This window comes from Psychromonas saccharinae (assembly GCF_051201515.1).
Lineage (GTDB): Bacteria > Pseudomonadota > Gammaproteobacteria > Enterobacterales > Psychromonadaceae > Psychromonas.
The window spans coordinates 2,880,676-2,893,504 of sequence record NZ_CP195153.1 but is presented as its reverse complement, the minus strand read 5'-3'; the positions used below and the strand labels follow the sequence as shown (position 1 = coordinate 2,893,504).

Sequence of the window (12,829 nt, the reverse complement as noted above, 5' to 3'; positions counted from 1 at the left end):
TTTACCGTCTGTAGGTGGCTAAATTATACCAATTGTATTAAATATGTGATCTAAATTTTGAGCTGGAAAATGGTTTAGTTTGAGGCGAAAGTTGCCACTACCGAGAGATTAACAAGTGAATCCTCTAACGTGAGAATTAATATAAAGACATTAATTCTTTAATGGTTTTTCCCTTAACGAAACTTTCAACAAAGAAATAAACTATTTTAACCAGCAAAATAGATCAGCTAATTATTACGATTGGTATTATTAATGAGTTGGAGAAAATAGTGTTTAATTTTATTGGTAAATGGATTGGGAAGTTATGGATAAAAGTGCTGTTGTTATTGGTTGTGTTAGGGATTGCAGCCACACTTTATTTAGATAATGTTATTCGCCATACGTTTACGGATAAAAAATGGTCTATACCTTCAACTGTTTATGCGCGTCCTCTTGAATTATATCAAGGCGCTGTATTATCTCAGGATGATTTAAAAACGGAATTACAATTATTGGGATATCAATTTGTTAAACAGGTCTCTCAACCTAAACAGGCTGCGGTAATTGGTAATTCGGTGACGGTCTACACCCCAGAATTTCAATTTAGTGATGAGATTGAACCTGCTCGAAAAATTAAACTGACCTTTAATAAAGGAACAGTTAGTGATTTAAGTAGTGACGATAGTGCTTTTTTAATACGCCTAGAGCCAGTTGTCATTGGCGGAATTTATCCTTCGCATAATGAAGATCGTTTACTGGTCCAATTATCCGAAGTTCCTCAGACACTACAAGATATGCTAGTTGCCGTTGAAGATAATAACTTCTATCAGCATTACGGTATTTCATTTCGTGGTATTGCGCGTGCTGCAATTGCGAATATTAAGCAAGGCGGGATTGTTCAAGGTGCTTCTACGTTGACCCAGCAATTAATTAAAAATTATTATTTGAGTTCTGAACGTACCCTGTGGCGAAAGGCACAGGAGGCAGTTATGGCGGTGTTATTAGAAGTACATTTTACTAAGCAAGAGATACTAGAAAGCTATATTAACGAAGTTTATTTAGGACAGGATGGCCCTCGTGCTATTCATGGATTTGGGTTAGCGAGTCAATACTACTTTAATAAACCTCTCGCAGATTTATCCATCTCACAACAAGCGCTCTTAGTTGCTTTAGTGCGCGGTGCAAGCTATTACAATCCTTGGCGAAATCCTGAACGTGTTTTATTGCGTCGTAATTTAGTGCTTGATATTGCGGTTCGTGAGAAAAGTTTAGATGAAAATCAGGCAATGCTAGCAAAAGCACAACCCTTAACGGTGGGGGAACATTCTGTAAGTGGCGGTAAACGTTACCCTGCTTATTTAGATTTAGTTCGTCGTCAGTTACAACGTGATTATGACGCAGAATCCTTGAGCTCAGACGGTCTTTCTATTTTTACGCATTTCGATCCACTTGTTCAATCAACTGCAGAAGAAAGTTTAACCGCAGCGATTAAAAAACATACCTCCGGTAAAACAACGGTCCCACTTCAAGGTGCTGCCGTTATCACTCGTCCAAATACTGGGGCGGTACTGGCTATTGTGGGTGGAGCCGATGCACGTTACGCTGGATTTAATCGTGCGATTGATTCTCGCAGACAGGTTGGTTCTTTAATTAAACCCGCCGTTTATTTATCCGCATTAGAAAAATCGCAGCAATTTACACTTGCGACGTTATTAAATGACGATAGTTACCAGCAAAAATTACCTAACGGTGATGTTTGGTCTCCTAAAAATTATGATCGTAAAGATCATGGTCAAGTTATGCTTTATCGTGCATTAGCGCATTCTTATAATCAAGCAACGGCACGACTAGGTAATCAAATTGGATTAGACAATGTTGTAAATACTATCCATCGATTAGGTGTTACTGAAAATATTCCTGAATTACCTGCGATTACGTTAGGTGCAGTAGGAATGAGCCCACTTGAAGTTGCACAAATGTATCAAACCTTATCTGCAGATGGTTTTTATACGCCATTACAAGCAATAAGTGCGGTGATTGACCCGAGTGGCAAACAATTAAAACATTACCCATTGGCAATTGAAAAACGATTTGATGCAGCGACAATTTATCTTTTACGTTATGCTCTACAAGCTGTTACACATGAAGGAACAGGAAAAGCATTGCAATGGTTGATTCCCAACTTTGCGGTTGCAGGCAAGACGGGGACGAGCAATAATTTACGCGATAGCTGGTTTGCGGGCTTTTCTGGTGATTTACAAGCCGTTGTTTGGATGGGACGAGATGATAATGAGTCGAGTGGATTGACCGGATCTAGTGGTGCATTACGCGTTTGGGCTGATATTTTTAAACAACGTTCACAATTACCCTTACAAAATATCCCGCCTAAGAATATCACCATAAGCTGGGTAGATGGTGAGAGTGGTGTTGGAAGTCAAGATACCTGTAGTAATGCGATCCCTTTACCATTTGCACAGGGTTCAGAACCTTTGCAGGAAATAAAATGTCTACATGGTGTTGATAAAGTTTTAAATTGGTTCCATGAGTTATTGGAATAAATGAGAGAAGATAATGAATACATTAAAAAAGGTAACGCTATTTTGTGTCCCGTATTTTTTGGTGGCATGTACAACTATTTCACCAACGGGGTCTAAATCAGGTAATAAGCAAACGCCTGAAGTCAAGGATTTGATTACGCAGCCAAAGGACATAAAAGATCCCTCTGAAGGTATGAAAGAAGCACCGGTAGATAAAGCTGTGCAAGCAAATATTGTGGTGCACTCCTTGTTAGATCGTGCTCAGCAGCAACTTAAAAGTGGAGATCAGCTGGGCGCAGAAGGTTCGTTAGAACGTGCGATTCGTATTGCACCTCGTTATCCTGAAAGTTACTTTCGTTTAGCAGAATTACGTTATCAACAGGGACAATACCCACAGGCAAGTTCATTGGCTGAAAAATCAATTAGCTTAGGTGCTGATGAAGTATTATCTAAGCAAGCAAATGCATTGTTACAAAAAATATCAACAAAATAATGTATAAAAAAGCAATCTTATTGTTAGATTGCTTTTAATTTTTACTTATAAAGTTAAACACTAATAAGATCTCCATCAGAAATAAAGACTGTTTTATAAATATAACTATCTGTTTGTTAAATGAAATTTCAATATAATACAGCATGTTAGCCTTATTATAATTGATTTTTATACGTAGCCTTCTTAATGAATATCACTTCAATCCTCTTCATGACTAGACATCATTTGCAAAATAACAGAAAATAAAGACTGTCTATATAAACAGGTGATTAATTTGTCTGATCTGGCAGCGGTAAAACAACGTAAAATAATCCATATCGACATGGACTCGTTCTTTGCGTCGGTCGAAATGCGAGATAATCCTGCACTGTGTCATGTGCCACTTGCCATTGGTGGAAAAAGTGAGCATCGAGGGGTACTGTCTACCTGTAACTATATTGCCCGTGAATACGGTTTACATTCCGCTATGCCGACCTTTCAAGCCAAACAATTATGCCCAGACCTAGTTCTAGTCGCGGGCCGAATGCCCGTTTATGTTGAAATCTCGAAGAAAATTCGAGAAATTTTTTTTCGTTATACGGATTTAGTTGAACCGTTATCCCTTGATGAAGCCTATTTAGATGTTACCGATTGTACGTTGTTTAAAGGCTCGGCTACTTATATTGCGCAGGATATTCGGCGAGTTATTTTTGAAGAACTCGCTTTAACCGCCTCGGCAGGTATTGCTCCCTGTAAATTTCTTGCCAAAATTGCGTCCGATGAAAATAAGCCTAATGGTCAATGTGTGATTGTGCCAGAGCAGGTCGATGCGTTTATTAAAACCTTACCCCTAAAAAAGATTCCCGGTGTCGGGAAAGTTACCCAGGAAAAGTTAGCGCAACGAGGGTTATTTACCTGTTTAGATATTCAACAATATCAACCTACCTTATTATTGTCCGAATTTGGTAAGCAGGGCGCGCGATTGATTGCCTTTAGTCAGGGGATTGATAATCGCTGTGTGGAACCAAATCGAGAAAGAAAGTCATTAGCTGTTGAGCATACCTTTGGGCAGAATTTGCATAGTGAAATACAATGCCTTGAAAAGTTGACTGGCTTATTTAATGAATTGGAAAGACGGTTAGTAAAAGTATTAGATCAAAAGTCGATTATACGGGTTGGTGTTAAATTGAAATTTTCAGATTTTACTCAAAAAACCACGGAGCGAAAATCAACAAGGGTATCGCTTTCACTTCTTTCTATTTTATTGCATCATCTATTGCAACAACATCAAGGTAAACATATTCGATTAATTGGTGTGTCAGTGGGACTCGAAAATAAAATTAAGCATGAGCAAACTGCAGTACAATTAAGTTTTATCGAAAAAGGTTTTTATTAAATGGAAAAGCTCATACTTATTACGGGAGCAAGCTCAGGTCTAGGCGAAGAATTTGCTTTTCAATTAGCGGCGCAGGGGAATTCTCTTTTGCTAGTTGCACGTCGTTTAGAAAGGTTGCAATATATTCAGCGCGATATAATCAAAAAGCATGCGAATGTCCGTGTGTTTTGCCTGTGCGTTGACTTAAACGATGCATCCAGCGGACAACAAATAATGGATTATATAAACAGCCAAGGATTGCCGTTAAATGGGGTTATTAATAATGCCGGCTTTGGTCAGCGTGGGCAATTTTCAGACATCGCATTATCGCGCCAGATGGATATGCTACGGGTCAATATTAGTAGTTTGGTTTCTTTATCACACCTTGCAATTCCATTATTAGCGAAACATGATGGTAGTTTTATTATTAATGTGGCGTCCATTGCTGCATTTGTGGCAGGGCCTAATTTGAGTGTTTATTATGCCAGCAAAGCTTTTGTGCTTTCTTTTTCTGAAGCACTTTATGAAGAGCTGAAAAAACAAGGCATTAAAGTCAGTACACTTTGTCCTGGTCCGACGGATACGGAGTTTTTTGAGCAGGCTAATATGCCAAAATCCCCATTATTTAAACATTTTGTGATGGATAAACATGCGGTTGTTAAATATGCCTTAGCCAATCAACATAAGGCGATCGTTATTCCTGGTTTTGTTAATAAAATGAGTGTGTTAGGGGCAAAATTTTTACCAAGCTCCATAGCACGAAAGCTTGCTTATTTCATTCAAAAATAGGTAGAATATTAAGAAATAGTGTGTAAATCACATTTTACTGTTATTATTCCGCCGTTAAACAATAAATTGAAATAGGAATTATTATGAAAATGAAACTATTGGCAGCAGCCGTATTAGTATCAGCAACAAGTGTTGCAAATGCAGGTTTTTTAGACTCATTATTTGGTAGTGATGAAGAAACGACAACAGCTGCAGAAGTCAAAACAACGACTGAAGCACAAGTTGAAACTGTTACTGATGCAGCAAAATCTCAGATGACTTCTGCTGTGGATGCTGTTAAATCAACGGCGACTACTGCAACAACAACTGCAGCCGTTGCTTCTGCAACTTCAGGCTCTACTTCAAGTAGCTTATTGTCAGCTTTAACATCTCAATTAGGTGTGACGGATACACAAGCAACAGGTGGATTAGGATCGTTGATGCAAGTCGCTCAGGGTTCATTATCGACTGATGATTTCAGCTCTTTAAGTGATAGTGTACCTAATATGAGTACATTATTAGCAGCTGCACCTTCTTTAACATCTAGCGATAGCACAAGTGGTGTGACTGACTTATTGGCTAGTGCGGGTGGTGCTGCATCATCAATTAATACCATTGCAACGTTAACCAAGCAATTTGAAGCACTAGGGTTAAGTTCTGATATGATTTCTCAGTTTGCAAGTATTGCAACTAGTTACTTTACAAGCAGTGATAATAGTACTGCTAGTTCTCTGCTACAAAAAGGCTTAAGTTCTATTCTTTAATAGAACAAGTTAAAGTAAAAGGGCACTTTATTCGGTGCCTTTTTTTATGTCCCAATATTAACAATGCCATCATAAATAAATTGAATAGCAAGCGCAGCAAGTATCACACCTAGGAATCGTTTTAAAATCTCGTCTCCGGTTTTACCAATTACTTTTTTCAGGTATTTAGCTAACAGCATTAATACGAGCGTTAACATTAATGTGCTAAGAATAGCTAAATAAACCGATATAGTACCAGCCGTATTGTCCGTATGTGAAAACAATAATATTGATAATGTTAATGTACCAGGGCCTGCCAAGAGAGGGATAGACATGGGAAATACGGAAATATCTTGATTTTTACCCGATGCCGATACAGTTGTTGATTGGGTGATCATATTGAATGCCGTATAGAAAAGCAGTAAACCACCCGATATACGTAATGAATTAATATTAATACCAAGGTGAGCAAAGAAGGTTTCACCGTAATTACCGAATAATAGCAATGTGATTGCACTAATGATTACTGCTTTTATTGCCATTTTTTTTCGGTAGCTTTCATCGCTATCACGTGTCAGTGAATTAAAAATTAGCGCCGCCCCAATAGGATCGATAATAACAAACAATGCGGTTAATGCATGTAAATAAACCGAGATATCCATGTCTCATTCCTATAAAAGTAGTTGCGAATTAAGTTATAACTATCCGCATCAATATCAAACCAATTTTGCTTGTTAAAATTATTGCTAGCGTTGTTGTTTGCAACGTTAATACCTAGCTATTTTTCAATCAAATGCTTTGTTCTTATTTTTTCTTGCGCAACGTTGACGATATACTTGTACGAGTGGAGATGTCCACCTAATTCACCAATCGTTTTAAAAAATCAAGTGAGCAATACCAGCAATAACGGGCAAGGTTACTAATGTGCGTAAGATAAAGATAACAAATAATTCGATGGCATTAATGGGAATTTTACTTCCTAACATTAATGCACCAACTTCACTCATATAAATAAGTTGTGTTACTGACATGGCTGCAATGACAAAGCGTGTCATATCTGACTCAATCGATGCAGCTAGAATTGAAGGGATAAACATATCAGCAAATCCGACGACAATGGTTTTTGAGGCTTCAGTCGCTTCTGGAATATGTAATAATTCTAAAAATGGAATAAATGGATAGCCTAAATAATCAAAAATAGGGGTGTATTCTGCTACAACTAATGCAATAGTCCCAATCGCCATAATGACCGGAATAACACCAAATACCATATCAATTACATTTTTAATGCCGTCTATAAAAGTCGCTTTAAATCCCGTTGAGTTATCCGCACGATGTAACGCATTTGCCAGACCCCATGAGAAAACATTATGGCCTTCGGGTGTTAATTCATCTTCTTTTGAGCGTTTTTCACCATTAATATAATGATCTTTTTTCCAACAAAGCGGTGGCAATTTTGGAACGACAATCGCTGCGATAAGACCGGCCGCACAAACGGCTAAATAAAATGGTACAAATAAATGTTCAAGCTTAACCTGTGAAATAACAACTAATGAAAATGTAATTGAGACGGCAGAAAAGGTCGTACCGATAACTGCGGCTTCACGTTGAGTGTAGAAGCGAGATTCATATTGTTTACTGGTTAATAAAATACCTACGCTGCCATCGCCTAACCAAGATGCCATACAATCAATGGCGCTGCGGCCGGGTAAATTAAAGACTGGACGCATGACTTTTGTTAATAATGTGCCAAACAATTCAAGTAAGCCAAAATTTAACAATAAGGGCAGTAACATGCCGGCAAAGATAAATACGCATAGCAAAACGGGCAATAAATCATTTAATACTAATGCACCGGTATTACTTGAATAAATCGCTTCTGGACCAACATTAAAGAATGCCATCACGATAAACAATGCACCTAATATACGGGTTATAAACCACACTGGAGAAACCGTGAATAAGCCAGTTAAAAATGTATTATTATTAATAAATGTAATATTTAAAAGTCGATTTAACAGTGTGATTAGTGCGGTAAATAATACAATGGCTAGTAAAAGTGTTGTTGATGAATCACCCAAAACACCGAGTAACCCCTTTGCAATAACGGCAATAGGAATGGTTATTGCTCCCTGATAGCTAATTGGCGTCATAAACAACAGTAAACCAATTAATGAAGGGATAATAAAAGTTAAAATGGTTGCCAGAGAATGTTTTTTTCTGGTTATTGTTGCTGCTTCAGCTAGTGTTTTCGCCGTCACATTGTTCACCTTAAAAAAGTATAAAAATAGAGTCGTTACAGAGACTAAAATCTGGATAACGGAAAGTGCGCAAGAGTACTTTTTTTAGGGGAGGTTGTAAATATAATCTGACTGTTTTTATGGTTATTGTCATATTGCTATGTGGATGGGATTTGAAGGTATAAAAATTGGGCAAATAAAATTTATTTTAACGTTTAAAATATGTATTTGTAATAGCCTTTACGGGTTAATAGTAAAGGCTATTATGTATTTAGTTTTGAGCTGGAATACCATCGACATCAATGTCATCATTCAGCTTGAAAAATAATTTAGTTTCTGCAATCACGACGTGGCGTAGTGCGATTAAACCAATCAAATTAGGTATAGCCATTAATCCATTAACAATATCAGCTATAATCCAAATCATATCTAAATGTAAAAATGCACCTGAAGCGATTAATGCAATAAAGATAACTTTGTAGGTCAATATACCTTTAGTACCAAAAAGATAAACCACACAACGTTCACCATAATAATTCCAGCCAAGAATGGTGGTGAAGGCAAAAAAGATTAAACCGATAGAAACCAATAATGGGCCAACTGTATCAGAGTCTAATCCTACCGCAAAAGCATGTGTTGTCATGGCTGCCCCGGCTAATTCTGTTTGCCATGCACCAGTTAAAATAAGCGCCAAACCAGTCATGGTGCAAATAATTATCGTGTCAAAGAAAGTTCCTGTCATAGAGATTAACCCCTGACGAACACAGGAATCTGTTTTTGCTGCCGCTGCGGCCATTGGCGCACTGCCTAAGCCGGATTCATTTGAAAAAACTCCGCGTGCGATACCCGATTGAATGGCTAGCATCATACCCGCGCCCAGAAAGCCACCAGTTGCTGCCGTTGAAGAAAAAGCAGAGGTTAACACTAATTGAATTGCGCCGATAAGGTGCTCAGAATTGGTAATAAGTACACTTAAGCAGGCTAAAATATAGAATAGTGCCATTGCAGGTACAACTTTGCCGGCTACTTTTGCAATTGATTTTATGCCACCAATCGTAACGATCGCGACTAGTATGGTAAGTACGGTTGCTGATAACTCGCGTGATATACCAAAGGAAAGGTGAGAAGCATCAACGATAGCATTTACCTGTGGGAAGGTACCAATACCGAAAAAGGCAACACCAATTGCAAATACAGCAAATAAAGACGCTAATACTTTCGAACCTACACCGTAGCGAAGGTAATACATTGGCCCACCAACCATTTCGCCTTTATCATCGACCTTGCGATATTTGACGGCTAGTAAACATTCAGCATATTTTGTTGCCATCCCGAAAACAGCGGCAAGCCACATCCAGAATAATGCACCCGGACCACCTAACTTGATTGCGGTGGCTACACCTACAATATTGCCGGTTCCAATGGTTGCTGAAAGTGCCGTACACAATGCAGCAAAACTAGAGATATCGCCGCTTCCTGCTTTACTTTTACTAAACACCATCTTTAATGCCGTTGGCAAATGGCGGAATTGTAATAACCCTAAACGGAAAGTGAAATAAGCACCTGTACCGACAAGTAAAATAAGCAAGGGTGGTCCCCAGATAAAACTATCTAGGCTTTGTAATAAAGATTGTAAGTTGTTCATTGTTTTCCTTAAAAATAACGGTAGCTATCTAAGGACAAGAGCGAAGGGCACGCTGAATTATGGCATTATTCATAATTGATTGCTAAGCGGTGATATCCGAATACTTAAATATCTTTTTAATGGACGGATATGGTTGTGCATTAGTCTGTGTTGCTTTTCACTCCTCTGTCCTTTTTGCCTGAAAGTTTCACCTTAATAAATTAAGGTTTGCTCCTTCGGCGTCCGATTTAACGGCTCTCTCCAGAGGTTCCTCCAACGACAGTCCTTGCTTTCAGGGTTTTAATTCGCTTGAATTTAAACCAATAGAAAGCACCTGAAAGATTTACTTCTTCGGTGGATGCAATGTAAGGTTAATAACCTATAATAAGCACCTCTCTCCTGTAGTCTTCACTGGAACAAATATTTAATATGGTTAAATATTCTGTTGCGCGCATCATAATAGAAAATATTAATGATGTCAGTAGATAAATAAGTGTTTTTACTTCCATCTTGATCGAAAACATATTCGCTAAAGACATTAAGGAAAATATGCTCAAATAGTGTTGATCATGAAAAAGGTGCTGGTTAGTGTGTTGTCAGTTAAATAGTGATGTAGATAAAAATATTCTATGCTTGAAAAGCTAAAGGAACTCCCTACAATAGTTTGTTCTTATTAAAAACAAGGCCATTAGCTTTTTATGCACAAAAAACACTTTGTTCTCGGCGGTGATTTAAAAAAATCCCTGACAGAAGGTTACCAATTGGATTTTAAATCGCTGATTAAAGACGCGATTACAATCACCAAAAAGCATTATCTTTCATTAGTGACTGCGAGTTTGTTTACTGTCATTTTATTAGCAGGGTGTTATCACCTAACCTTCGGTGGGGCCGCAAATTTAAGCAGTAATGGGCAAATGTTGGGTAATTACTTGATTGCATTGCTCGTTGCGCCGCCATTATTAACCGGTTTACAAATGATGGGGATTCATCATTCAATTGGTCTGAAAACTAAATCGATTGATTTGTTTAATTACTTCAGGATAATTTTAAAGTTATCAACGGCTACTTTGATGATCAGTGTTATTAATAATGTCATTAGCCTGTTATTAACTCAAACACTGGGGCAGATGGGATTTGTTGTTTCGATTGTCGTGCTGTTATACCTTAATATGGCCTTTACCTTTGTATATCCTTTAATTTCAGAGAAAAAAATTAAACCACAGGCAGCATTGATACTTTCCTTTAAATTGGTACATAAAAACATTTTACAATTTACCTTAATGTTTATGATATTAGGTCTTCTCTTTTTTATTGCATTGAGTCCTTATGGTCTTGGCTTATTTCTTTTTATCCCTTTTTACTTTAATTTAATGGGGATTATATATCGTAAATTATGTGGTGTTGGTGTGGTTGCAACAACGATAGATGAAGGTTCGAATGGTAGCTCTGGTCGCTCGCAACATACGGGATCATCGAATGGTCAATTTGATGCTTAACGGTGAGCAATAACTTGTCATCGTTAACGGCGAAAGAAGTAACCTGGTTATTGAGTTTATCCCTTGGTGAAATTGACAATATTACGCAATTTACGAATGGATTAACTAATCAGGTTTTTTTAATTACCTTTGAAAACAGCAAACAAGTTGTTTTTAAGCGTTTAAATTTAAAAGCACGTGATTTAACAATAAGAAAAAGTGAGTTACGCGTTCAACAGTTAGCCAGTGATGAAGGGATAAGTCCAAAGGTTATTGCCGACTGTCAGCAGTATCGGGTCTTAGAATATATTAGCGGCCATGTTTTTACATCGGATTCACCAACGCAAGAAACAATCTCGATATTAGTTTCACAGTTACATAAAATTCATCAATTACCTGCTAACTATGCTTTACCACAATGTCTTGCTAATGAACTAATGACATTAAATAATCAATTACATCAATCGACGGATCAAGCCGTATTCTCGCATTTTTGGCAATTAGCACAACAGTTAGATAAAGACAGTCCCAAGGATACGCTGTGCCATGGCGACTTGTCTTTTAACAATATTATTCAAGCGGATGATGGTTCGATTAAAGTCTTAGATTGGGAATATAGCGTATTAGCTTGTCCTGCTTATGATTTAGCTTTTAGTTGTGCGATTAATCAATTGAATAAACAACAACAAAAATTAATGATTGACCGTTATTATGCTTTGAATAAAATAAATAACGAAGATTATTTACAACAATTACATCAGCAATCTGCATTATATTTGTCTGTTTTTGAGTATCTAAATAAATTATGGGCAAAATGCTTTTAACTTAGTTATTTATTTAATAAAACTATGCGCATTTTCATTAGGGCACTGGCATAATATAATTTCTATTAATTGATCTACGTCAAGGTTTTGAATTTGAAATTTATAAATAAAGAAGTCATTTTATTCGATTTGGATGGCACGCTTATCGACAGTGCGCCGGATTTAGCATTAGCGATTAACCATATGTTAACCACGATTGGTCGTCCTACTTTTAGCGAAGATATTATTCGTTCATGGGTTGGTAATGGTGCTGAAATTCTCGTCAAGCGTGGTCTTTCTGGGGCAAGTGAAATTGATGAAAATCTTGATAGCGCATTGTTCGAAAAAGCACTGCCAATTTTCCTTGATTTTTATAAACAAAATTTATGCGTTGAGACAAAGCTTTATCCACATGTGGGCGCCTCATTAAAGACAATGAAAGAGAAAGGATATCGTTTAGTTATTGTGACCAATAAACCTTTCCACTTGGTTGCACCTATTTTAACTGGCCTTAAATTAGATGGTTTATTTGAAACTGTATTAGGTGGTGATAGTTTATCTAAACGTAAACCTGATCCATTACCATTATTACACGTATGTAAAGAATATGGTGTTAACGTCGAACAATGCTTAATGGTTGGTGATTCGAAGAATGACATCTTAGCAGCCAAAGCAGCGAAGATGGAAAGTGTGGGGTTAACTTACGGATATAACTACGGTGAAGATATCGGTCTACATCAACCAGAGGCCGTTTTCGATGACTTCGCTGATATTATTGATACATTAAGTTAGGATTATTAAAGCAGGTGGTAG

General features: G+C 37.4%; 11 protein-coding genes and 1 riboswitch. Of the genes, 8 read left to right on the top strand and 3 right to left on the bottom strand.

Annotated features, from left to right (window positions below; all coding sequences use genetic code 11):
* The first annotated feature begins 269 nt into the window (after positions 1-269).
* From mrcB to ACR30L_RS12775, 5 genes are all read left to right on the top strand, one after another.
* The gene (mrcB, locus tag ACR30L_RS12795) at positions 270-2,537 is read left to right on the top strand and encodes a penicillin-binding protein 1B (protein WP_435234641.1); all 2,268 of its coding nucleotides are present in this window, start codon (positions 270-272) and stop codon (positions 2,535-2,537) included.
* A gap of 13 nt (positions 2,538-2,550) precedes the next feature.
* A complete protein-coding gene (locus ACR30L_RS12790; protein ID WP_435234640.1) occupies positions 2,551-3,009 on the top strand; it encodes a tetratricopeptide repeat protein in 459 nt (152 codons plus the stop codon).
* Positions 3,010-3,292: 283 nt separating this feature from the next.
* A complete protein-coding gene (gene dinB / locus ACR30L_RS12785) occupies positions 3,293-4,384 on the top strand; it encodes a DNA polymerase IV (RefSeq protein WP_435237908.1) in 1,092 nt (363 codons plus the stop codon).
* A complete protein-coding gene (locus ACR30L_RS12780) occupies positions 4,385-5,152 on the top strand; it encodes an SDR family NAD(P)-dependent oxidoreductase (protein ID WP_435234639.1) in 768 nt (255 codons plus the stop codon). It abuts the gene before it with no gap.
* 83 nt (positions 5,153-5,235) lie between these two features.
* Positions 5,236-5,895: a DUF2780 domain-containing protein gene (locus ACR30L_RS12775; RefSeq protein ID WP_435234638.1), complete on the top strand. Its 660-nt coding sequence runs from the start codon at positions 5,236-5,238 to the stop codon at positions 5,893-5,895.
* Positions 5,896-5,939: 44 nt separating this feature from the next.
* On the opposite strand, the gene ACR30L_RS12770 is transcribed toward ACR30L_RS12775, so the two are convergent.
* From ACR30L_RS12770 to ACR30L_RS12760, 3 genes are all read right to left on the bottom strand, one after another.
* The gene (locus ACR30L_RS12770) at positions 5,940-6,536 is read right to left on the bottom strand and encodes a MarC family protein (protein WP_435234637.1); all 597 of its coding nucleotides are present in this window, start codon (positions 6,534-6,536) and stop codon (positions 5,940-5,942) included.
* Positions 6,537-6,749: 213 nt separating this feature from the next.
* Positions 6,750-8,027, bottom strand: coding sequence for a YjiH family protein (locus ACR30L_RS12765; RefSeq protein WP_435237907.1), 1,278 nt, complete (start codon positions 8,025-8,027; stop codon positions 6,750-6,752).
* 358 nt (positions 8,028-8,385) lie between these two features.
* Positions 8,386-9,759 carry an alanine/glycine:cation symporter family protein gene (locus ACR30L_RS12760; protein WP_435234636.1) on the bottom strand — a complete coding sequence of 458 codons (1,374 nt, stop codon included), beginning with the start codon at positions 9,757-9,759 and terminating at the stop codon, positions 8,386-8,388.
* A gap of 155 nt (positions 9,760-9,914) precedes the next feature.
* Positions 9,915-10,013, bottom strand: a riboswitch (glycine riboswitch).
* A gap of 423 nt (positions 10,014-10,436) precedes the next feature.
* Here ACR30L_RS12760 and ACR30L_RS12755 point away from each other — a divergent pair.
* The 3 genes from ACR30L_RS12755 (at position 10,437) to ACR30L_RS12745 (ending at position 12,808) form a co-directional block, all read left to right on the top strand.
* Positions 10,437-11,234, top strand: coding sequence for a hypothetical protein (locus ACR30L_RS12755; RefSeq protein WP_435234635.1), 798 nt, complete (start codon positions 10,437-10,439; stop codon positions 11,232-11,234).
* 14 nt (positions 11,235-11,248) lie between these two features.
* Positions 11,249-12,037, top strand: coding sequence for a phosphotransferase (locus ACR30L_RS12750; RefSeq protein ID WP_435234634.1), 789 nt, complete (start codon positions 11,249-11,251; stop codon positions 12,035-12,037).
* Positions 12,038-12,130: 93 nt separating this feature from the next.
* Complete coding sequence (locus tag ACR30L_RS12745) at positions 12,131-12,808, top strand: phosphoglycolate phosphatase (RefSeq protein ID WP_435234633.1); 678 nt, start codon at positions 12,131-12,133, stop codon at positions 12,806-12,808.
* Positions 12,809-12,829: the final 21 nt, after the last annotated feature.